This window comes from Promicromonospora noduliphila (assembly GCF_056951025.1).
Genome location: NZ_CM167806.1, coordinates 4,192,365 through 4,214,604, shown reverse-complemented (window position 1 = coordinate 4,214,604; position 22,240 = coordinate 4,192,365). Strand labels below are relative to the sequence as shown.

18 protein-coding genes are annotated in these 22,240 nt (G+C 73.1%); 6 read left to right on the top strand and 12 right to left on the bottom strand.

The window, feature by feature from the left end; genetic code table 11:
- Positions 1–95 precede the first annotated feature (95 nt).
- Complete coding sequence (locus tag AC0QU1_RS18460) at positions 96–1,979, top strand: bifunctional metallophosphatase/5'-nucleotidase (protein WP_483571407.1); 1,884 nt, start codon at positions 96–98, stop codon at positions 1,977–1,979.
- A 73-nt stretch (positions 1,980–2,052) separates the two neighbouring features.
- Here the strand turns inward: AC0QU1_RS18460 and AC0QU1_RS18455 are convergent, their stop codons facing one another.
- A complete protein-coding gene (locus AC0QU1_RS18455; RefSeq protein WP_483571405.1) occupies positions 2,053–3,165 on the bottom strand; it encodes an LLM class F420-dependent oxidoreductase in 1,113 nt (370 codons plus the stop codon).
- A 216-nt stretch (positions 3,166–3,381) separates the two neighbouring features.
- On the opposite strand from AC0QU1_RS18455, the gene AC0QU1_RS18450 reads away from it, so the two are divergent.
- Complete coding sequence (locus AC0QU1_RS18450; RefSeq protein ID WP_483571403.1) at positions 3,382–3,774, top strand: MmcQ/YjbR family DNA-binding protein; 393 nt, start codon at positions 3,382–3,384, stop codon at positions 3,772–3,774.
- Between the two features lie 181 nt (positions 3,775–3,955).
- On the opposite strand, the gene epsC is transcribed toward AC0QU1_RS18450, so the two are convergent.
- The 5 genes from epsC to AC0QU1_RS18425 form a co-directional block, all read right to left on the bottom strand.
- Positions 3,956–4,552, bottom strand: a complete 597-nt coding sequence (epsC, locus tag AC0QU1_RS18445; RefSeq protein ID WP_483571402.1) for a serine O-acetyltransferase EpsC — start codon at positions 4,550–4,552, stop codon at positions 3,956–3,958.
- Positions 4,552–5,487, bottom strand: a complete 936-nt coding sequence (gene cysK / locus AC0QU1_RS18440; RefSeq protein WP_483571400.1) for a cysteine synthase A — start codon at positions 5,485–5,487, stop codon at positions 4,552–4,554. The genes epsC and cysK overlap by 1 nt, the downstream gene beginning before the upstream one ends.
- A gap of 477 nt (positions 5,488–5,964) precedes the next feature.
- Positions 5,965–7,653 carry an ABC transporter permease gene (locus AC0QU1_RS18435; protein ID WP_483571398.1) on the bottom strand — a complete coding sequence of 563 codons (1,689 nt, stop codon included), beginning with the start codon at positions 7,651–7,653 and terminating at the stop codon, positions 5,965–5,967.
- Positions 7,650–8,567, bottom strand: coding sequence for an ABC transporter ATP-binding protein (locus tag AC0QU1_RS18430; RefSeq protein WP_483571396.1), 918 nt, complete (start codon positions 8,565–8,567; stop codon positions 7,650–7,652). The genes AC0QU1_RS18435 and AC0QU1_RS18430 overlap by 4 nt, the downstream gene beginning before the upstream one ends.
- On the bottom strand, positions 8,564–9,184 hold the full coding sequence (locus AC0QU1_RS18425) for a TetR/AcrR family transcriptional regulator (protein ID WP_483571394.1): 621 nt from the start codon (positions 9,182–9,184) through the stop codon (positions 8,564–8,566). The genes AC0QU1_RS18430 and AC0QU1_RS18425 overlap by 4 nt, the downstream gene beginning before the upstream one ends.
- Positions 9,185–9,399: 215 nt before the next feature.
- On the opposite strand from AC0QU1_RS18425, the gene AC0QU1_RS18420 reads away from it, so the two are divergent.
- A complete protein-coding gene (locus AC0QU1_RS18420) occupies positions 9,400–9,741 on the top strand; it encodes a nuclear transport factor 2 family protein (protein WP_483571392.1) in 342 nt (113 codons plus the stop codon).
- Between the two features lie 82 nt (positions 9,742–9,823).
- Here AC0QU1_RS18420 and AC0QU1_RS18415 read toward each other — a convergent pair whose 3' ends face one another.
- From AC0QU1_RS18415 to erm, 3 genes are all read right to left on the bottom strand, one after another.
- A complete protein-coding gene (locus AC0QU1_RS18415) occupies positions 9,824–10,345 on the bottom strand; it encodes a VanZ family protein (RefSeq protein ID WP_483571390.1) in 522 nt (173 codons plus the stop codon).
- Positions 10,346–10,527: 182 nt separating this feature from the next.
- On the bottom strand, positions 10,528–11,145 hold the full coding sequence (locus AC0QU1_RS18410; protein WP_483571388.1) for a hypothetical protein: 618 nt from the start codon (positions 11,143–11,145) through the stop codon (positions 10,528–10,530).
- A gap of 65 nt (positions 11,146–11,210) precedes the next feature.
- Positions 11,211–11,990 carry a 23S ribosomal RNA methyltransferase Erm gene (gene erm, locus AC0QU1_RS18405; RefSeq protein ID WP_483576730.1) on the bottom strand — a complete coding sequence of 260 codons (780 nt, stop codon included), beginning with the start codon at positions 11,988–11,990 and terminating at the stop codon, positions 11,211–11,213.
- A 732-nt stretch (positions 11,991–12,722) separates the two neighbouring features.
- Here erm and AC0QU1_RS18400 point away from each other — a divergent pair.
- The gene (locus tag AC0QU1_RS18400) at positions 12,723–16,211 is read left to right on the top strand and encodes a family 43 glycosylhydrolase (RefSeq protein WP_483571386.1); all 3,489 of its coding nucleotides are present in this window, start codon (positions 12,723–12,725) and stop codon (positions 16,209–16,211) included.
- Here the strand turns inward: AC0QU1_RS18400 and AC0QU1_RS18395 are convergent.
- Genes AC0QU1_RS18395 through AC0QU1_RS18385 form a run of 3 tightly spaced genes read right to left on the bottom strand, consistent with a single transcriptional unit; the run spans position 16,208 to position 19,181 of the window.
- Complete coding sequence (locus AC0QU1_RS18395; RefSeq protein WP_483571384.1) at positions 16,208–16,912, bottom strand: response regulator; 705 nt, start codon at positions 16,910–16,912, stop codon at positions 16,208–16,210. The two genes, AC0QU1_RS18400 and AC0QU1_RS18395, sit on opposite strands and share 4 nt — an antisense overlap.
- Positions 16,909–18,069 carry a sensor histidine kinase gene (locus AC0QU1_RS18390; RefSeq protein ID WP_483571382.1) on the bottom strand — a complete coding sequence of 387 codons (1,161 nt, stop codon included), beginning with the start codon at positions 18,067–18,069 and terminating at the stop codon, positions 16,909–16,911. The genes AC0QU1_RS18395 and AC0QU1_RS18390 overlap by 4 nt, the downstream gene beginning before the upstream one ends.
- A 5-nt stretch (positions 18,070–18,074) precedes the next feature.
- Positions 18,075–19,181 carry a DUF418 domain-containing protein gene (locus tag AC0QU1_RS18385; RefSeq protein ID WP_483571380.1) on the bottom strand — a complete coding sequence of 369 codons (1,107 nt, stop codon included), beginning with the start codon at positions 19,179–19,181 and terminating at the stop codon, positions 18,075–18,077.
- A 138-nt stretch (positions 19,182–19,319) separates the two neighbouring features.
- Between AC0QU1_RS18385 and AC0QU1_RS18380 the strand changes: the two genes are divergently transcribed.
- Positions 19,320–20,912 (top strand): peptide chain release factor 3, encoded by a 1,593-nt coding sequence (locus AC0QU1_RS18380; protein WP_483571378.1) that lies wholly within the window; start codon positions 19,320–19,322, stop codon positions 20,910–20,912.
- Between the two features lie 85 nt (positions 20,913–20,997).
- Complete coding sequence (locus AC0QU1_RS18375; RefSeq protein ID WP_483571376.1) at positions 20,998–22,233, top strand: AI-2E family transporter; 1,236 nt, start codon at positions 20,998–21,000, stop codon at positions 22,231–22,233.
- The last annotated feature ends 7 nt before the right edge of the window (positions 22,234–22,240 follow it).

Genomic DNA, 22,240 nt, shown 5'->3' with positions numbered 1-22,240 from the left:
CCGAGTCACCCACAGTTCATCGACGAGGGCCGCGGCGTTCACGCCTGCGGGCTAGCGTCGCGAGCCGTAACCGCTCTGCCGTCGGAGGTTCTACCGTGCACCGTCCCCTCGCCCGCACCGCGGGGTTCCTCGGCACGTTCGTGCTCGCGTCGGGGCTGGTCGCCTCCGGCCTGACGGTCGCGGCGGCTGAGCCGCCAGCGGCCAAGCCGCTCGCGGTTGTGCCTCTGGGCGCGGGGTCGCCGTCGGCGGGGTCGCCGTCGGCCGAGCGCGGGGCCGCCCTCCCGCTGGGCGCCGGGTCGATGTCGGTCGGGCTCGGGGCCGCCTTGCCGCTGGGCGTCGGCTCGCCCGCCGAGGTGCAGTCCACCGCAGTGCAGTCCACCGCAGTGCAGTCCACCGCAGTGCAGTCCACCGCAGTGCAGTCCACCACGGCGCAGCCTGCCGCCTCCGCGCACGGCCGCACCAGGCCCGCCGCGACGCTCCTGTACTTCCACGATGCGCACGAGATCGGCCCGGTTCTGACCGGCGGCCAGGACCGGGGCGGCGTCGCGCGGCTCGCCACGGCGGTGCGCACCGTCGAGGAGCGCAACCGGGCCACCGCCGTCGTCTTCGGCGGGGACCTCGCCGGCGGCACCCTGTTCGGCGGCCTCTACAAGGGCGTGCCGATGGTCGAGGCGCTCAACGAGGTCGGCGTGGACCTCGCGAACTTCGGGCAGCACGACTTCGACTTCGGCGTCGACCACGCGCGCGAGCTGGTCGCGGCGTCCGACTTTCCGTGGATCACGTCCAACGTGACCGACGCCGACGGGTCGCCCTTCGTGGAGGGCGGCACCTGGGCGGTGCAGCGGGTGGGCAAGGTCCGGGTCGGGTTCGTGGGCCTCACCGACGCGATCGAGACGACGTCGGCCGCAGGGGACCTGGTCGAGACCGATCCGGTCGAGGCGGCCCGCGCCGCCGTCGCTGACCTGAAGGCGCACGCCAGGGTCGACGTCGTCGTGGCCGTGACCCAGTACCCGATGGACGAGAACCACGAGCTGGTGCGCGCCGTGCCGGAGCTGGACGCCGTGTTCGGCGAGGAGATGGCCGAGTACGAGTCGGTCATCGAGTACGAGGGCGACGTGCCGCTCATGGCGTCGGAGGGGAACATCGGGTCGCTGATCCGCCTGGACATCAGTACGGCACGCGGCGAGCGGCACGGCACGGAACGCGATGCCCAGCAGGGCGCGGCGCCCGGCACGGAGCGAGCCGCCGAGCACGGCGCGAGGCACAGCACGCACCGCCCCGAGTACCGCGTACGGCCGTCCGTGATCGAGGTGGACCACACCGTCACCCCGGACCCGGAGCTGCGCGAGGTCGAGAAGCGCTACGCGGCCGAGATGGACGAGCGGCTCTCCGAGGTCCTGGCCGACCTGCGGACCCCACTCCTGAACCCGGACCAGGCCAGCCGGTCGGAGGAGACCGCGCTCGGCGACTTCGTCGCGGACGCGTTCCGGGCGCAGCACGGGACGGACATCGGCTGGGTGAACGGCGGCGGCCTGCGGGCCGAGTCGCCCGGGCCGGACTTCACGCTGCGCGACGCCTACTCGATCGCCCCGTTCAGCAACCGGGTCATGAGCGTGCGGGTCACGGGCGCAGGGCTGCTGCGGTCGCTGGAGGACGCGGTCGCGCGTGTGCAGGACGCCGGCGGCGGCTTCCCGCAGGTCTCCGGCATGGCGTACGCGTACTCGCCGAGCGCGCCGGCCGGCTCGCGGGTGAGCGACGTCAGCGTGGGCGGGCAGCCGCTCGACCGGGACGCCACCTACACGGTCGCCGCCACCAACTACGTGGTCGGGGGCGGCGACGGCGTCAGCGGGTTCGCCGACGCCGAGGTCCTGGTGCCGCTCGGGGACGCGCCCGTGGACGCCGAGGTGATCGCCCAGCACGCCCGGACCCTTGGCACCATCGACGTCACGCCGGAGGGTCGCATCACCGTCCTGCCCTGATCCCCGCCGTCGAGCGCTGGGTATTCGCCCGTTCAACGGCTGGAGACCAGGTGAATATCCAGCACTCGACGACTCAGACCTTCGCCGGCGCGACCCGCGCCAGCAGCGCCCCCGCCGTCGACCGGACGCGGCCGCGCAGCGAGGCGTCCTGCGATGCCGACAGCAGCGCCAGCATCGAGGCCGGGTCGCCCTGCACGAGCATGGTCGTGATCGCCGTCCGCTCCCAGGCCGGGAGCTCGTTCCGGAGCTTGTCGATGGGCCCGACCAGCGCGATCTCCTCCACGAGCTGCGTTGGGACGGCCGCTGCCGCCTCCTCCTTGCGCCCGGCGAGGTACAGCTCCTGCACCTTGTCGAGCGGCTCCTTGTACCCGAGTCGGTCGAGCGACCGCTTGTGGAAGTTCGCCTCCTTGGCGCCCATCCCGCCCGCGTACAGGGCGATGTGGGGGCGGATGACGTCCGCGGCGGCCTCGACGTCGTCCCGGACGACCACCGGGACCGTCGCGCACACCTCGAACCCGGCGGCGGGCGAGCGCTGCGCGGAGCGTGCCTCGAAGCCCTCTGCGAGCAGGGCGCGGAACTCGCCGTCCATGCGGGGCGCGTAGAAGCCGGCCATCCAGCCGTCGGCGATCTCGGCGGCCAGGGCGATGTTCTTGGGGCCCTGTGCGGCCAGCACGATCGGGATCTCGGGCCGGAAGGGGTGCACGGTCGGCTTGAGGGCCTTGCCCAGCCCGGTCGCGCCGGGCGCGTCGGCGGTGAGGGGGAGCTGGTAGAACGAGCCGTCGTGGGTCACGGGCGCCTCGCGGCGCATGACCTGCCGCACGATGTCGACGTACTCGCGGGTCCTGGCGAGCGGCTGCTGGTAGGGCTGGCCGTACCAGCCCTCGACGACCTGCGGCCCCGAGGCGCCGAGCCCGAGCACGAACCGGCCCCTGGACAGGTGGTCCATCGTGAGAGCTTGCATGGCGGTCGCCGTCGGCGTGCGGGCGGAGAGCTGGGCGATGCCGGTGCCCAGCCGCACGTTCCGGGTGCGGGAGCCCCACCAGGCCAGCGGTGAGAAGGCGTCGGACCCGTAGGCCTCTGCGGTCCAGACCGAGTCGAGGCCGAGCTTGTCGGCGGCCACGATGAACTGCTGGATGCCCTTGGGGGGCCTGCGGGACCAGTAGCCGGTCTGGAATCCGATGCGCATGGGGTTCACCTCGTCGTGGGAACGTCTACCTGGGACGGCGCGTCCCGGGTACTGCCCACACCCTACCGGCCCACCGCGCCTCGCCGCGCCTTGCTGCGCCGGGCGGGCCCGGCGGATCCGGGTGGTCGGTAAAACGTCAGGTGATCGGCACCTCGGAATGCCGATCACCTGACAGTTTGCCGACCACGCTCAGCCCGGTGTCGGTACCGTGGTGCCATGGCCAGCCTGGACGACGTCGCACGGCTTGCCCTTGCGCTGCCCGAGGCCGCCGAGGGGGTGAGCTATCGCAACCGTGCCTGGTCCGTGGGGCGCAAGGCGTTCGCGTGGGAGCGTCCGTTCACCAAGGCCGACCTCAAGCGGTTCGGCGACGAGCCGGTGCCGCAGGGCCCGATCCTCGGCGTGCGGGTCGAGGACCTGCAGGAGAAGGAGGCGATCCTGGCCGCGGGGCGACCGGGGTTCTTCACTATCCAGCACTTCGACGGCTTCGCCGGCCTGCTGATCCAGCTCGACGTCGTCGGCGAGGACGACCTGCGGGAGGCGCTGGTCGACGCCTGGCTCGCCGTGGCGCCGCCGAAGCTTGCCGAGGAGCACGCCGGCCGCCTCCGCTGAGCACGTGACCGGTCGGCCGGACACGCCGAACCGCAAGATGTACGTGATCACGGGCGCCGAAGCGCAACACACGTGTCGATCGCAGCCCAAATCGACCATCATCTTGCGGCTCGGCCTCATCAGGCACGTGCATCTTGCGGTTCGGCAGCCCGAACAGGCCACCGACTCGCACCTGACAACCTCAGATCGAGTACTCGATGAGCTCCGACGGGTCCTCGTTGCGGGACCGCTCCGCCACCGGCGCGTCCGGTACCCGCACCCGCGCGGGGACACCCACCGCGACGGCCCCGGCGGGCACGTCCTTGACGACGACGGCGTTGGCGCCGATCTGCGCGTCGTCGCCGATCCAGACGGGGCCGAGCACCTTGGCGCCCGCCCCCACGGTGACCCGGTCGCCGAGCGTCGGGTGCCGCTTGCCGCGGTTCAGCGACCGGCCGCCGAGCGTGACGGCGTGGTAGAGCATGACGTCGTCGCCCACCACGGCGGTCTCGCCGATGACGACGCCCATGCCGTGGTCGATGAACATCCGCCGCCCCAGCCGGGCGCCCGGGTGGATCTCGATCCCGGTCGCCGCCCGCGCGAACTGCGAGAGCAGCCGCGCGGGCAGGCGAAGGAACGGCACCCGCCACATGCGGTGCGCCGCGCGGTGCGCCCAGATGGCGTGCACGCCCGGGTAGGCGAGCGCCACCTCGAGGCGGGACCGCGCGGCCGGGTCGTGGGCGCGCGCGGCGTCGAGGTCCTCCGCGAGGACCTGGAACAGCCCGCGCGCCTCCGCCATCAGTCGACCAGGCCCTCGAACAGCGGCGTGGACAGGTAGCGCTCGCCGAAGTCCGGGATGATCACGACGATCGTCTTGCCCGCGTTCTCGGGGCGCTTGGCGACCTGGAGGGCCGCGGCGAGCGCGGCGCCGGACGAGGTGCCGACCAGCAGGCCCTCCTCCTTCGCCGAACGGCGGGCCGCGTCGATGGCGGTGGCGAGGTTGATGTCGATGACCTCGTCGTACACGCTGGTGTCGAGGATCTCCGGCACGAAGTTGGCGCCGATGCCCTGGATCTTGTGCGGGCCGGGGGCGCCGCCGTTGAGGATCGGCGACTCCTCGGGCTCCACCGCGACGATCTTCACCTCGGGCTTGCGCTGCTTGAGCACCTGGCCCACGCCGGTGATGGTGCCGCCCGTGCCGATGCCGGACACCAGGATGTCGACGGCGCCGTCGGTGTCGGCCCAGATCTCCTCCGCGGTGGTCTCGCGGTGGATCTTCGGGTTGGCCTCGTTGGCGAACTGGCGGGCCAGGATCGCGCCCGGGCGCTCGGCGGCGATCTTCTCGGCGGCGGCCACCGCGCCCTTCATGCCCTCGGCGCCCGGCGTGAGCACGAGCTCCGCGCCGTACGCACGCAGCAGGGCGCGGCGCTCCTTGGACATGGTCTCCGGCATCGCCAGGACCACCTTGTAGCCACGGGCCGCGCCGACCCAGGCGAGGGCGATGCCCGTGTTGCCGGACGTGCCCTCGACGATCGTGCCGCCCTCCTTGAGCTCACCGGACGCCTCCGCGGCGTCGATGATGGACACGCCGATGCGGTCCTTCACGGAGTTGGCCGGGTTGTAGAACTCGAGCTTGCCGAGCACCGTCGCCTCGAGGCCTTCGGTCAGGTGGTTGAGCCGGACGAGCGGCGTACGACCGATCAGCTTGGTCGCGTCGTCGTAGATGCGGGCCATTGTTCTTCCTTCGTTGTGTGGCGGGTCTGGCGTGAGGTCGTGCGTGTCCGACGTCGGCGCCCGGGTCGTGCGGATGCGCGCCTGGGGGACCGGCGTCGAGCGTCTGGGGCAGGTGTCGGGGCCGGAGCGTCGCGCTGGCCCGGGGCCACGGCCGGTGGGTCCGGTGTGGTCGGGCGCGAGCGGACGCTCTACAGACAGCCTCGCTGGCAGCAGCCGGTTCCGCACATTCGGCGCGTCGTGGCCGGGCGGGCGGAGGTGGGGAGTGCGGAGCGCACGGTGCTCAAGACGTCCTCCCTGCGTGTGGCGGCCGGACGGCCGCGCGGCTGCGTGTTCTATGGCGGGCGGGCGGCTCGCCTCGTGCAGATTACGCGGGCGGGGACTGTGAGACAAGATCTGTCTCAGGTATCGATCATGTTGATGGATGACGCCACCCGGGCCGCGCCGGGCCCGGGTGGCGGCACGCGGCCCGAGCGGCGCTCAGGACGCGTCCAGGTCGCGCACGCGGAGCCCGAACAGTCCGAACCAGGTCAGGGCGACGGCGATCGTGGTCACCGTCGTCAGGGCGGCGGCGAGGCCGGATCCGATGGTCAACGGGACCGAGATCGCGGCGAACGGGGAGACCCGCTGCAGCACCATGACGTCCACCAGCCGGAACTCCGCGAGAAGGTCGAGCGCGACCGCCAGGCCCAGCACCGACCAGGTGGCGGGAGCCGCGATACGCGGGCCCCAGCCGGTGAACGCCATGGCGATCCCGGCGAAGACCAGGCACGCGGGCAGGTAGGCCATTGTGGTCCAGAACACCTCGAGCGGTCGGCCGTAGCCCAGCCCGGCACCCAGCCCGAGGCCGGCGAGCACGAGCGCCGCACCGGACGCCGTCAGCACCAGGTGGTCGGCCGCCCAGCGGACCCGGTCCACGGGCCCGCTCAGCAGCAGGTCGGCGAGCCCCGCCGTCTCCTGGCCGCGCACTTGCAAGGCCGATGCCACGACGGAGGCGGCGACGACCTGCGCCAGCACGTAGAGCACGAGGTGGAAGAACGCGTCGGCCACGTCGCCGTCGCCCCGCGTGGTGACGAGCTCCCGGTAGGCCGGGGTGTCCAGGAGGCCGCCGATGGAGGCCATCGCCGCGCCGAGCGCCAGCCCGAGCAGGGTGGCGCCCGCCGTCCAGGCGAGCAGCGCCCCGCGGTGCAGGCGCCAGGCCAGGGCGAACGGGCTGCGCAGCGCGGGCCCGGCGGCCGTCGGACCCGGCCGGGCGGGCACCAGGCCCGCACCGAGGTCGCGCCGCGCGGACAGCGCGAACGCCGCCCACGTCAGGACGGCGGTGAGCCCGGCGAACAGCGCGAACACCCACCACTGCTCACCGGCGAAGGACCGCAGGTGCCGGACCCAGCCGAACGGCGACCACCACACCAGCCCGGACCCGGACAGGTCGCCCGCCGCCGCGACGACGTACAGCACCGCCAACGTCACGAGCGCCAGCGCCCTCGCCCCGCCGGCGCCCTCGGTCACCTGCGCGGCGACCGCGCCGACGGCGGCGAACACGATGCCGCCGGCCGCGAGCGCGAGCCCGAGCGCCACCGAACCACCGACGGGCAGGCCGGTGGCCAGCAGGCCGAGCGCGACGAGCACGGCGACCGCGAGGTTTGCGGTGCTCACGACGGCGAGCGCCGCGGCGAGCGGGGCCTGGCGGCCCACGACCGCCGACCCGAGCAGCTCCCGGCGTCCGGCCTGCTCGTCCGCCCGGGTGTGCCGGACGACCAGCAGGAGGCTCACCAGGCCGTTGAACAGCACCCCGCTGGAGACGAGTCCCTGGGCCGCGAGCGCGCCGAGGGTCGGCGCGAAGACGGGCCCGCGCAGGGCCAGGAGCGCCGGGTTGGCCGCTACCTCTCCGACCAGGGCGACCCGCTCGGCGTGCGTCGGGTAGGCGGCGATGCCGCCGGAGGCCAGGCCGAGGGCGAGCAGGGCCATGACCACGAGCCAGGTGGCCAGGAGGAACCGGTCGCGGCGCACGACCAGCCGGACGAGCTCGCCGATGCCGGCCAGCGACCCGGCCGCATGCGGTCCGGCAGCGTGCGGTCCGGCGCCATGCCGTGCGGCAGCATGCGGTCCGACGGCGGTGCGCGATCCGGCGCCGCGGCGCGCGGCGCCGTCCGCGGGGTGGCCGGTCACCGGGCGGCCTCCGCGGTCTCCTGGCGGTAGTGCGCGAGGAAGAGCTCCTCCAGCGACGGCGGCCTGCTGGTCAGGCTGCGTACCCCGGACTCGACGAGCGTGCGCAGCAGCGCGTCGAGGTGCTCGGCGTCGACGCGGCACGTGATGGTCAGGCCGTCCACCTCCAGGTCGTGGACGCCCGGGAGGGTGCCGAGCGCGGGCGCGGGCGCGGCCAGCTCTGCCGTCACCACGGTGCGCCGCACGGCGCGCAGCTCCGAGAGGGGCGCGGACTCCACGGTCCGCCCCGCGCGGACGATGCTGACGCGGTCACAGAGGGCCTCCACCTCCGACAGGATGTGGCTCGACAGGAGCACGGTGCGCCCGCGGTCGTGCTCGCGCGCGATCTCGGCGGCGAACACCGCCTCCATGAGCGGGTCCAGGCCGGAGGTGGGCTCGTCGAGGATCAGCAGCTCGACGTCGGAGGCCAGCGCGGCGATGAGGGCCACCTTCTGCCGGTTGCCCTTGGAGTAGGTGCGGCAGCGCTTGCCGGGGTCCAGCTCGAACCGCTCGATCAGCTCGTCGCGGCGGGCGGAGTCCTGTCCGCCGCGCGTGCGGCCGAGCAGGTCGATCACCTCGCCCCCGGTGAGGCCGGGCCAGAGCGTGACGTCGCCGGGAACGTAGGCGAGCCGCCGGTGCAGCTCCGTGGCGTCGGACCAGGGGTCGCGGCCGAACAGCCGCACCTCGCCCGACGTCGGCCGGAGCAGCCCGAGCAGGACCCGGATCGTGGTGGTCTTGCCCGCGCCGTTCGGCCCGAGGAAGCCGTGCACCTCGCCCTGGCTCACCCGAAGGTCCAGGCCGTCCAGGGCCTTGGTCGAGCCGAAGGTCTTGACCAGCCCGTGGATGTCGACGACGGCGGTGCCGGTGGTTGCGGTCATCGGTTCGCTTCCTGTTCGTAGGTGTCCAGTGCCCGGCGGATCTGGTCGGCGGCGCCGTCGGGGAGAATGTCGGGGGAGACGACGTCGAGGGTCGCCCGGCCGAGCCGGGGGCCGGCGTCGGTGATCGACTCGACGTCCAGCAGCCGGGCCACGTGGTGGTGCAGCACGAGCCCGCCCAGCCGCATGCTGGTGTAGACGATGGCGCGAGTCCGCGGGTCGGCCAGCCCGGGGCGGCCCGCGAAGTAGCGCTCGGTGAGGCCCACCATCTCGTCGAAGACGGTCTCGGCAGCGGGCGTGCCGTCGATGAGGGCCCGCGCGAGGTAGCCGAGCACTGGCGGCGACGAGTCGTAGACCGAGGCCATGAAGGAGGCCTCGGCGATCTCGCCGCCGTCGAAGGCTGCCTTGGTCGTGGCGCGGTAGTACTCCAGCACGTGGTCGTCGCACACGGCCCTGAGCCCGTCCTTCGTGCCGAAGTGGTGCTGGACCAGCGCGGGCGAGACGCCCGCGCGCTTGGCGATCCCGCGGATCGTGGCGCCCGCGATGCCCTGCGCCCCGAACTCGGCGAGCGCGGCGTCGCGGATCCGGGCGCGGGCGGTGAGGTCATCGGAAGGGGGCATGCGGGCAGCCTATACGGATGTACAGCCTGCTGTACAGGCGTATAGGCGTGCTCGATGTGTCGGAGCGGTGGGCGCGCGCCGAACCAGTCCCGCGTCCGCGAGGTCCCCTGAGCGGGGCGCAGCCCGGCGAAGGTAGGACTGTCGCGTCCTGGTTGGCGCGGGAAGCCGTGCCTATTCTCGAAGCCGAGAAGACCGAGCGCCCTTGGAGGCTTCGCATGGCTGTCACCGACCCGTCCGCCGCAGTTCCCGCCCCGATCCAGGAGTTCATCGACGCGACCAACGCGGGCGATACCGAGCGCTTCGTCGCCGTGTTCACCGACGACGCGTACCTGAACGACTGGGGCCGCGAGTTCCACGGCCCGGACGGCATCCGGAGCTGGAACGAGACCGACAACATCGGGATGCAGGCCCGCTTCGACTTCATTTCGCTGGAGCCGGGGAGCGAGCCCTCCGAGTACACCCTCACCCTCAAGGTCACCAGCAACCGGTTCAACGGGACCGGGCCGCTCAAGTTCGAGCTGCGCGACGGGAAGGTCGCCAGCCTGGTGATCAGCTGACGCGCCGAGAGCGACGCGCTGGGGCCGGCGCGCCCGTCGGGCGCGGTGGGGGCGCACGCGGCGGCATGCTGGGCTGAGGTCGCTACTCGCGCACCCCGACGGCCTTCCTGGCATCCGCGCGGTTCGCGAGCATCAGGGTCACCCACGCGAGCAGGACGCCGACCGCCGTGCCGATCGTGTTCATCAGCCAGTCGTTGGTGTCGCAGGCGCGTCCGATGACGGGCGCCACGGCCTGCAGCGCCTCGATCGCCGCCGACGCCAACGATCCCGCCGCGAGCACCAGCAGCGGACGCCGGGTGGTCAGCGCTGCGAAGAGAGCCAGCGGGAAGAACAGCGCGATGTTGGCCAGGGTCTCGACGCCGCCGAGCGTCGGGACGGAGAACTGAACCGTGCAGACGGCGCCGTCCGGCCCAGGAGCCGCAGCCGGGACCAAGGTCAGCGCGATGACCGGGAGCGCGGAGAGCGCCAGGAGCGTCCACAGGATCCACCGGCCGGACCGCGGGTGCCGCAGGGCCAGGTAGCCGACGCCGACACAGGCGAGCGCGATCAGGAGGAAGGCGACGGGGACGAGGTCGTGATAGGCGACCAGGAACGTGGAGATCATGGTGACGTGATCGTATGGCCCGTGCAGCCGGCGGCCTAGGTGAGCTCGCCGGCCTCGGTCTGGTGGGAGTGCGAGTCGGTCCGCTTTGACCATGCGATTGCGCATGGTTCGCAGCGCCAGAGCATGCCCAATCGCATGATCAAAGCGGACCCGCTCGGGGCCACGGGGTCAAGTCCCGTCGCTCAGCCCCACATCGCTACCTCGGCGCCCAGCTCCAGTCCGCCGTCGGTGGCGCGTGCCGACGAGATCGCTACCTGGCCCTCGTCCTCCGGGAACGCCACGCCCTCGGCCAGGCGGTCGAGCTGGGCGTTGCCCAGCTGCTGGGCCACCGTGGCGACCGGCAGGGTGAGCCCCGCGAACCGGACGGAGTCCGCGCGGAGCACGGCCCGGCCGCCCTCCGCGGCCACCGAGAGGAGCACCTCGACGGTCTGTCGGCTCCCGGCGATGGAGAGCGGCACCCGCGCGACCAGGCCGCCCGAGTCGGACACGACCCGGAGTCCCCGCAGCTCGGTGACGGACCGCGCCTGGTCGGTCAGCGCCTCGGGCGAGACCTCCACCCGCACCGCGGCCTGACCCGTCGCGACCTGCCAGAGCGCCGGCGTGTCCGCCCGCGTCACCGTGACGCCCGAGGGCAGTTCCGCGGCGGCGGCCGCGATCCGGTCGTCGATGAGCCCGCGCAGCACCACCTCGCCGACCGCGCCAAGGGCGACCAGTCCACCGACCACCGACGCGGTGGCGATGATCCAACGGGGGCGCGGGCGGCGAGGGGTGCTCGGGGCGAGGGGAGTGTCCGACGTCATGGGCCTATTCGACCCCATCGACATGCCGGACCGATGGCGATCCCCTGCGCATCAGGTGATGGCTCTCACCGATCGGCGGGTCGCGCGCGATCGACGGGTCGCGCGGCCGGTCGCCGGCCGCTCATCGCGTACGCGCTCACCCACGCCCGCGCGTCCAGGTCGCGCGGCAGCGCACTCGGCCCGACGGCGTTCTCGCGCGCCCACCGCCGGACGTCGCCGCGGGCGATCCCCTGCCGGGCGAGGATCTCGCGCACGCCCCGGCCGGGCCCGTTGAACACGGCGGCGGCGAATCGCTGGTAGCGGTCCGTCTCGGCCGCGGGCACCAGCGGCGCCGGACGGCGGTCGATCACGAGCAGCCCGGCGTCGACGCTGGGCCGCGGCCGGAACGCGGCAGCGGGGACCCGGCGGTCCAGGCGGAAGGTGAACCACGGCCACCACTGGGCGGTCAGGAGCGTGGTGCCGCCGACGGCGGCCCGCTTGCGCGCCACCTCCCACTGCGTGATCAGCACCGCCCGCTGCCAGCCGTCCAGGGTGAACAGGCGCCGCAGCACGGGGGTGGTCAGGTGGAACGGCACGTTGCACACCAGGTCGTAGGTGCCGGACGGCGGCGCGTGGCGCAGGATGTCGTCCCGCGTCACGGTGACGTTGCCGGGCACCACCCGGCCCAGCCGGCCGACCGACCGCGGATCGATCTCGACCGCCTCGATCTGCCGGCCCGTGCGCGCCAGGGGCAGGGTCACGGCGCCGCGCCCGGCGGCCCACTCGACGACGAGCCGGTCGGCGTCCCCGACGAGGACGACGACCCGGTCGATCACGTGCCGGTCGACCAGGAGGTTCTGGCCCAGCTCGTGGGCGCCGCCGGGGTACTGCTCGGCGGGTGGGACCGCGCCAGCATCGGGCTGATCTGTGTTGGCCTGGGACCGGGCCGTGCCGGAATCGGGCCGATCCGTTCCCGAACGGGGCGGAGTGCTGCGGGACCCAGGCGGGGTTCTGCGGGAATCACCCGAGGTGCGGGAGAACGGCCGGGAAGAGGCACGAGAAGAACGGTTGCGTGACATGGTGTGCTCCGGATGTCGTCGGTACTCGATTCCGGGCAGCACAAACGCGCCGCCCGGTGGGAGCCGGCGGCGCGGGGCACGCGCTGGGTGTGAGTGTGCGTTCCGCGCCGCTAGCGGGCGGAACGCTCTCTGATCATCGCATTCATGGTCATGGCGCTCATCACCGGTGACCCTACGAGTGCCCCGTGGCCCCAGGCCACGCTTTTTCCGCGGGCGCGGGCGCTCGTCGCTTTTTCCACGGGGCTTTTTCCACGGGGCACGGATGCTCGTCGGACGAGCGGGCACCCAGGTGTTCGTCCGCGAAGGCTTGACACGGCGTTCTGCCGACGGTCATATTTGCGCGACTGTTAACGCTCACATTCTCGCGAGGTCACCGTGCAAAGAAGCACTCGTCCTTCCCGCCTGCCCCTCCGCGCGGTCGCCGCGAGCGCCGCCGCGGCCCTGCTCGGAAGCCTGATTCCCTTCCTGCCAGCAAGCGCCACAGCGGGCTCTGCGCTCGCGGCCGCCCCGGAGACCACGATGTCCGCCACCACCACCACCGAGGCCACCACCGCCGAGGCCACCACCGCCGAGGCCACCACCGCCGAGGCCACCACCGCCGAGGCCACCACCGCCGAGGCCACCACCGCCGAGACCGCCGCCGCCGAGGACCAGGCGCAGGCCGACGCCGCGGCGGCCGCGCTGAGCATCGTGCACGCCGACGACGTCCGGGGCCACCTCACGCTGCCGTCGTCCGGCCTGCACGGGGCGACGGTCACCTGGACGTCGTCCGACCCGGAGGTCGTCGCCACCGACGGCGTCGTCCACCGCCCGGCGCACGGCGCGGGGGACACCCAGGTCACCCTGACCGGGACCGCCGACGTCGGCGGCGCGACCGCCGCCCGCGAGATCCCCCTGACCGTGCGCGAGCTGCCCGAGGCCGCGGCCTACGAGGGGTACGCGTTCAGCTACTTCACGGGCAACTCGATCGCGGGCGAGAAGATCTACTTCGCGGCGAGCCGCGGCAACGACGCGCTGACCTGGGACGAGCTGAACGAGGGCCGGCCGACGCTGGAGTCGACGCAGGGCACCCTCGGCCTGCGCGACCCGTTCCTCATCCGCTCGCCCGAGGGCGACCGGTTCTTCCTCATCGCCACGGACCTGTCCATCGGCCGCAACGGCAACTGGGACCAGGCGCAGCGTCAGGGCAGCAAGTACCTGGAGGTCTGGGAGTCGACGGACCTGATCAACTGGTCCGAGCAGCGGCACGTCAAGGTCTCGCCCGACACCGCCGGCAACACCTGGGCACCCGAGGCCTACTGGGACGAGTCGCTCGGCCAGTACGTCGTGTTCTGGGCCTCGAAGCTGTACGCGGAGGACGACCCGAACCACACCGGCGGCGCCTACAACCGGATGCTCTACGCCACCACGCGCGACTTCGTGACGTTCAGCGAGGCGAAGATCTGGCAGGACCGCGGCGAGTCGCGGATCGACTCCACGGTGATCCGGGAGAACGGCACCTACTACCGCTTCACCAAGGACGAGGGCGGCGGGGGCACCGGCTGCTCCGACATCATCCAGGAGAAGTCTCCGACGCTCACCGCCGTCGACCTGCCGGGCAACCCCTCGTGGCAGTTCATGGACGCTTGCATCGGCCGCGACGCCGGTACCTCGGCCGTCGAAGGCCCGACCGTCTTCAAGGCCAACCCGGGCGACACGTCCGGCTCGCCGTACTACCTGTTCGTGGACGAGTACGGCGGCCGCGGCTACATCCCGCTCGGCACCGACGACCTGGAGCACCCGGACTGGCAGGTGGCGCCCGACTACGACCTGCCCGCCAGCCCGCGGCACGGCACCGTCATCCCGGTGACCGGCGCCGAGCTCGCGGCGCTGCGCGAGGGCGTGGTGATCCCGGAGGAGCCGACGCCGGTCGTGGCCGACGAGAACGGCCTGGTCGCGCACTACGCGCTCGACGAGACGGCGGGGTCGGTCGCCGCCGACGGCACCGGCCACGGTTACGACGGCGTCGTCAGCGGCGATGTCACGTGGGCCGACGGCGCGCTGAGCCTGGGCGGGACCAACGGCCACGTGCGGCTGCCGGACAACATGATGGCCGGGCTCGACGCCATCACCGTCTCGACGAAGGTGTGGATCGATCCGGCCCAGGCCACGCCGTACTTCATCTGGGGCCTGGGCAACACCGACGGCGGCGGCGTCGGCAACGGCTACCTGTTCACCACCGGGAACAACTACCGCTCCTCGATCGCCACGGGGAACTGGTCCACCGAGCAGACGGTGACGTCGGGTGCGGCGCTGTCGCGCGGCGTCTGGAAGACGCTGACCTACACCCTCCAGGACGGCACGGCCACGCTCTACCTCGACGGCGTCAAGGTCGGCGAGAAGACCGGCGTCACCATCGAGCCCGGCGACATTGGCGACGGCCGGACCACTGCCAACTACCTGGGCCGCTCCACCTACACCGCGGACAAGTACCTCAAGGGCAAGGTGCGCGACTTCCGGATCTACAACCGCGCCCTGTCCGCCGCCGAGGTGCGTGAGCTCGGGGCCGACCCGACCGCCATCACCGGTGTGGGGCTGGACGCCCTCAAGGTCCCGGCCGTCATCGACGCCGCGACGTCGACCGTGACGCTGCCCGTGACGCCAGGCACCGACCTGACCGCGCTGGAGCCGGCCTTCGAGACCGTGTCGACGTCGACGGTCTCGCCCCAGGTCACCGGCCCGGTCGACCTGTCGGCCCCGCGGACGTTCACGGTCACCGCCCAGGACGGCAGCAGCAGGGACTGGACGGTGCGCGCCGTCGAGATGCGCTCGCCCGTGCTGCCCGGCCTGTACGCCGACCCGAACATCGCGCGGTTCGGTGACGCCTACTACCTGTACGCGACCACGGACGGCGTTGCCGGCTGGGGCGGCAAGGACTTCTACGTCTGGAAGTCCACGGACCTGGCGAGCTGGGAGCGCTCGGCCGAGCCGATCCTCACGCTCGACGGCGCCAACGGCGACGTGCCGTGGGCCACGGGCAACGCCTGGGCCCCGACCATCATCGAACGGGGCGGCAAGTACTACTTCTACTTCTCCGGCCACAACCCGACGTACAACCGCAAGACCCTCGGCGTCGCCGTGGCCGACAGCCCCGAGGGGCCGTTCACCGCGCAGCGAGAAGCGATGATCCTGAACAACGAGCCGATCGCGTCGGGCCAGGCGATCGATCCCGCGGCGTTCCAGGACCCCGAGACCGGCAAGGACTACCTGTTCTGGGGCAACGGCGGGCCGTCGAACGGGCCGGTGTACGCCGAGCTGAGCGACGACATGCTGTCGATCAAGCAGGACACGCTCCAGCGGATCGGCGGCCTGACCGACTTCCGCGAGGGCAGCTTCGTCAACTACCGCGACGGGCTCTACCACCTGACGTACTCGATCGACGACACCGGCTCGCCCAACTACCGCGTCGGCTACGCGACGGCCACCAGCGTCTACGGACCGTGGACCTACCGCGGCGTCATCCTGGAGAAGGACACCAGCCAGGGCATCCTCGGCACCGGGCACAGCTCGATCGTCCAGGTGCCGGGCACCGACGAGTGGTACATCGCCTACCACCGGTTCGGGATCCCCGGCGGTGACGGGACCCACCGCGAGACCACCATCGACCGGCTGACCTTCGGGCCCGACGGCCTGATGCAGCGGGTGACGCCGACGCTCACGAGCGTCGACCCGCTGCCCTACGAGGGCGTCCAGCCGACCGCGCTGCGGTCGCCGAAGGTGGCGGGCCGGGCCGTCGTCGGCTCGACGCTCGCCGCGACCCCCGGCAGGTGGGACCGGGACGGCCTGACGTTCGCCTACCAGTGGCTGCGGGACGGCGAGCCCGTCGCCGGTGCCACCCGGCAGACGTTCCGGCTCACGGGCGCCGACGTCGGGCACCGCCTGTCGGTCCGGGTGACCGCGTCGCGGCCGGGCGCGTTCCCGGGCGTGGCGGTCTCTGCGGCCACCGCGCGGGTGGCGCCCAGAAGCTAGCGGCCGACCAGTCCGGTCTCCCAGGCCCAGGCCGCGATCTCCACGCGGTTGCGGAGACCGAGCTTGGCCTGGATCGCGGCGACGTGACCCTTGACGGTGCTCAGCGAGATGAACATCTCCGCGCCGATCTCCAGGTTGGTCCGCCCGCGCGCGATGGCGCGGACCACCTCGGTCTCTCGCTCCGAGAGCGGCCGGGCGGCGGATCCGCCGCCCGGCCGCTTCGGCCGGCTCTCCGCGCCGAAGCGGCCCGGCAGACCAGGCGCGCCCGCCGGGGACGTCGTCAGCTGCCGCAGCAGCCGCACGGTGACCGACGGCGAGACCAGGGCGTCGCCCGCGTGCGCCGCCCGGACCGCCTCGACGAGCAGCGCGGGCCCGGCGTCCTTGAGGATGAAGCCGACGGCGCCGCCGCGCAGCGCCCCATACACGTACTCGTCGACGTCGAACGTCGTCACGACGATGACGCGGAGCGGATCGGCGACGTCGGGCCCGGCGAGCGTCCGGGTGACCTCGATGCCGTCCAGGCGCGGCATCCGGATGTCGACCAGGCACACGTCGGGCCGGAGGCGGCGGGCCAGGGCGACCGTCTCGGCGCCGTCCGACGCCTCGGCCACGACCTCGATATCGGGCTGGTCCTCCAGGATCAGCCGCAGGCCGCCACGGACCATCGGCTGGTCGTCGGCCAGGAGCACGCTGATCGTCATCGGGGCTCCTCGGCGGTGAGGGGCAGGGCGGCCAGCACGGCCCAGCCCGCTCCGGGGCGTGGTCCCGCATGCAAGGTGCCGCCGAGCGCCTCGACGCGCTCCCGCATCCCGATCAGGCCGTAACCGCCGCCGGGACGGAGCCCGGGTGAGGGCGGCGCGTCGTCGGACACCTCGACGACGACGGTCTCCCGCGTCCTGCTCACGTCGACGGTCACGAGACGGGCGTGCGGCGCGTGCCGCGTGACGTTCGTGAGCGCCTCCTGGACCACGCGGTAGACGGTGGTGGTGACCTCGGGCGGCCACGCGGCTTCGTCGTCGGACAGCCGTAGCCGGACCGCCGGTCCACCGCGGTTCTCGAACCGGCCGACCAGCGTGCCGAGCGCCTCGGGACCGGGCGCGACGGGAGACGCGTCCTCGGCGTCTCGCAGCAGGCCGACGACGCGGCGCAGCGAGGTGAGGGCGTCCGACCCGGCGGCCTCGATGCCCGCGAGGGAGCCCGCGAGCCGCCCGGGGTCGTCCGCTCCCTCGCCGGCCAGGATCTGCGCGGCCTGCGCCTGGACGACGATGCCGGTGATGTGGTGCGCGACGACGTCGTGCAGCTCGCGCGCCACCGCCAGCCGCTCGTCCTTGCGCACCCGCTCGACCGCCGCCTCCCGGCGGGCGACGACGAGCCGTCCCCCGAGGCCCGCCGCGACCGCGGCGAGCCAGGTCGCGGCGTTCACCATCGGGACGACCGTCGCTTCGGGCACGAACGGCACGGCGGCGAGCCAAGAACCGACGACCACGACGAGGCCCCCTCCGACCACTACGGCCGCCTGCCGGGTAGGGAGCGCCCGGACCGCGGAGGCGATCAGCACGGCGAGCGCCAGCGCCATCGCGGGGGCGGGCTCCTCGGGGAACCCGGCGAGCCGCGCGACGACGACGGTCGCCGCCGCCACGCCGAGACCCGTGAGCGCCATGCCGAACCGGCGCCGGCGACGCAGGAGCGCGAGCGTGCAGACCGCGGCTCCCGCGCCGAGGCCGAACACCCAGGAGAACCCGCCCCAGCTCGCCGCCAGAGCCGCGGCGGTGACCAGGAGCACGACGGTGAGGAGGAGGCCGAGGACGATGTCTCCGAAGATCCTGGTCAGTGCTGCTCCGCGCCCGGTCGTGTGCACGCTGCTCAGGTTACGAGGGTCGACGGCGGGCGTCGCTCGGTCGTCCGGTCGGTCGTGGCGTCTGAGGCCGTGCCGGCCGCCCGGGCCGTCACCCGCAGCGGTGGGCGGCGCAGCCAGGTGGCCCAGCGCCATACCCACTCGAGGGGCCCGTACTGGAAGCGGCGGAGCCAGAGGGTGGAGAACAGCCACTGGGCGGCGAGCACGGTGCCCGCGATCACCAGCACGGTCTTCGACGACCAGCGTTCCGGGTGGCCGACGACGTGCGCGACGCCGAGCACCAGGACGGTGGCGGTCAGGTAGTTGGTCAGCGCCATCTTCCCCAGGGGCGCGAACACGGCCCGCAGCGCGGGGCGGATGGGAGTGCGCAGCAGCACCAGCAGCAGGCAGATGTAGACCCCGGCGATCAGCAGGCCGGCCACCGCGAACACCATGCGGTAGGCCGGCGCGTCGATGTCTCCGGTGCGTTCGAACGAGGCCTGCGCCCACGCGGCGGGGGCGGCGGCCGCGGCGAGCGCGAGCGCCAGCAGGGCCGGGACGCGGGCCGAGTCCTCGATGCGGCGCGTCACGCCGTACCGGGTCAGGGCCGAGCCGAGCAGGAAGAGCCCCGGCACCATGGCGTAGTGGCCGGCACCCAGCAGGATCGCCCCCGCCAGGCAGACGGCGGCAAGCCCGGCGACGGCCCACCGCGGCAGCCAGGTGGACGGCAGCAGCACGAGCAACCCCACCGCGGCGTAGACCGTGAGGATGTCGCCGGGCCAGAGCAGGAGCATGTGCGCCAGGCCGATCGCGAGCAGCACCAGCAGCCGGCGCAGCAGGATCAGCCGCGGTCGCACGACGCGGGTCGTGGCCGAGTCGACGAGGAGTGTGAACCCGATGCCGAAGAGCAGCGAGAAGATCGGGAAGAAACGCTGGTCGACGAGCAGGTGCAGCCAGTCGACCGCGCCGTTGCCGGAGGTGGTGAGGGCGGTGGTCACGGGCGCGTCGGACGCGACCGACGCGCTGATCGGGATGACGTTGGCGATCAGGATCCCGCACAGCGCGACGCCGCGGACGACGTCGAGCGCGACAAGACGGGGCCGGGCAGGGACCGGTTCGGCCGAGGTTGTGGGCATGCCTTCATGCTCGGCGTCGAGCCGCGGACCGCGGTACCGGCCAAAAGTACCTTTCCCGTGCCGGAGGGTAGAGTTAGCGGCTGGCAAACGAGAGATGGGTGTGGGGTTGTTGCAGCGCGTACAGATCGGTGAGTCTCGGTGACGATCATCGCTTCCGACGCCCGCCCGGTAGCGGTCGAGGCGGCGCGCCGGCGCAGCATCGCCGTCATCTCGCACCCCGACGCCGGCAAGTCGACGCTCACCGAGGCGCTGGCGCTGCACGCCCATGCGATCGAGGAGGCCGGGGCGGTGCACGGCAAGGGCAACCGCGCCGGCGTCGTGTCGGACTGGCTGGAGATGGAGCAGAAGCGCGGCATCTCGATCACCTCCGCCGCGCTGCAGTTCGCCTACGGCGACGTCGTGATCAACCTGCTGGACACCCCGGGGCACGCCGACTTCTCCGAGGACACCTACCGGGTGCTCACCGCCGTCGACGCCGCCGTCATGCTGCTCGACTCCGCGAAGGGCCTGGAGCCGCAGACGCTCAAGCTGTTCGAGGTGTGCCGCCGGCGCGGCGTGCCGGTCATCACGTTCGTCAACAAGTGGGACCGGCCCGGGCGCGAGGCCCTGGAGCTGTGCGACGAGCTGGAGGAGCGCATCAGCCTGCGCCCGACGCCGCTCACCTGGCCGGTCGGCGAGGCCGGGCGGTTCATCGGGCTGCTCGACCGGGCCAGTGGCGAGGTCCGCACCTACCGCCGTGCTCCGGGCGGCGCGTCGATCGCCGAGGAGACAGTGCTTTCCCCGCAGGCCGCGGCGGACGCCCTCGGCGACGACCACACCGAGGCGGTCGAGAGCGTGCAGCTCCTCGACGAGCTGGACCGCGCCTCGTTCCTCGCCGGCACCACGACGCCGATGCTGTTCGGTGCGGCGCTGGCCAACATCGGCGTCCGGCAGCTCCTGGACGCCGTCGTCGAGCTGGCCCCGGCGCCGGGTGCGCGGCCCGACGTCGACGGCGCGGCCCGCGAGGTGGACCAGGCGTTCAGCGGGTTCGTGTTCAAGATGCAGGCGGGCATGGACCCGAACCACCGCGACCACGTCGCCTTCGTCCGCGTGTGCTCCGGCCGCTTCGAGCGCGGCATGGTCGTCACGCACGAGCGGACCGGCCGGCCGTTCGCCACCAAGTACGCCCTGTCGGTCTTCGGCCGCGAGCGGGCCACGGTCGAGGATGCCTACCCCGGCGACGTCGTGGGCCTGGTCAACGCGAGCACGCTCGCCGTCGGCGACACGGTGTTCGACTCCGCGGGCCCGCGCGTGCGCTTCCCGCCGATGCCGGTGTTCGCGCCCGAGCACTTCGCCGCCGCGCGCGTCGCCGACCCGGGGCGGTCCAAGCAGTTCCGCAAGGGCATCACCCAGCTCGAGCAGGAGGGTGTGGTCCAGGTCCTGGTGTCCGAGGCGCGCGGCGATGGCAACCCGATCCTCGCCGCCGTCGGCCCGCTCCAGTTCGAGGTGGCCACCTTCCGGATGGAGCACGAGTTCTCCGCGCCGATCCGCCTGGAGACGCTCGGCCTGGGGCTCGCCCGCGAGGCGGCGCCGGGCGACGTCGAGACGATCGCCGCCTACCCGGGCGTGGAGGTGGTGCGGCGCGGGGACGGCACGCCGCTCGTCCTGCTGCGCGACGTGTGGCACGCCCGCGCGTTCGAGCGCGCCCATCCCGACGTGCCCCTCGTTCCGCTGGTCGCGAGCGGGGTCTGACGGCGGGTCTCCGAGGAGGGCCTTCGCGGAGGGCGCGGGGCTTGGTGCGCTGGCCGGTGGGGGAGCGGGGCACTAGCGTCTGGGCATGACGTCGCCCAGCTCGTCCGAGGCCGGTGCGCCCGGTCCGGAAGCGCCGGCCGGCTCCGCCGGTCCCGGCCGCGAGCTCCAGCCCGGCCTGGATACCGAGCTGGGTGCTGGTACTGCGCCCGGCGCCGAGCAGCCCCCCGAGCCCCCGCGCGGCGCCCCGGACTCGCCGCGCCCGCCGCGCTGGCTGCCGCGGGCGCTGGCCATGGCCGTCGTGGCGGTGTTCCTCGGCATCTTCGCGTGGAACGCAATGGGGGCGCTGGAGGGGCTCTTCGTCAACGTGCTCATCGCGTTCTTCATCGCGCTGGCGCTGGAGCCCGCGACGGTCTGGCTGGTGCGCCACGGGTGGCGGCGCGGCCTGGCCGCCGCGGCCACGCTGATCGGGGCGCTCGTCGTGGTCGTCGTGCTCCTCGCACTGTTCGGCAACCTGTTCGTGCAGCAGCTCGTCGAGCTCGCGCGGTCCGTCCCCCGGCTCTACGCGGGGCTGCAGGACTTCGTCGCCGAGCGGTTCGACATCGTCGTGCCCGACACCGAGAACCTGCTGCGCCAGGCGATGGGCGAGTTCGGCGACGACGTCGCCTCCGGGGCCCTCCTGGTTGGCACCACCGTGGTGGGCGGGCTCCTCGCGACGCTCACGGTCCTGCTGGTCGCCTACTACCTGCTCGCGGCCGGGCCGCGGTTCCGCGCCGCCGTCTGCGCCTGGCTGACGCCGGCGCGCCAGCAGGAGGTGCTGCACCTGTGGGAGGTCACGCAGGCCAAGGTGTCCGACTACATCGGCTCCCGCGTGGTCCTTGCGGCGGTCTCGACGGTGGTCACGCTCGTGTTCCTGCTCATCCTGCAGACGCCGTACTCCGTGCCGCTCGCCGTCTTCGTCGGGGTGGTGTCCCAGTTCGTGCCGACCATCGGCGCCTACCTCGGCGGCGCGCTGCCCGTGATGGTGGCGCTGACCGCGCAGGGGCTGCCGCAGGCCCTGGCCGTGCTCGCCTTCGTGATCGCGTACCAGCAGTTCGAGAACCTGTACCTGGCACCGAAGGTGTCGGCGCGGGCGCTGGAGATGAACGCAGCGGTGAGCCTGCTGGTGGTGCTGGCGTTCGGCGCCGTCTTCGGGGTGCTCGGCGCGTTCCTCGCGCTGCCGGTGGCGGCTACGATCCAGGCGACCGCGACCACGTACTTCCAGCGGCACGAGCTCGTGGAGTCGCACATGCTGCGCGACCCGGGCGCCGCGGCCAAGCCCTGACCGAGAG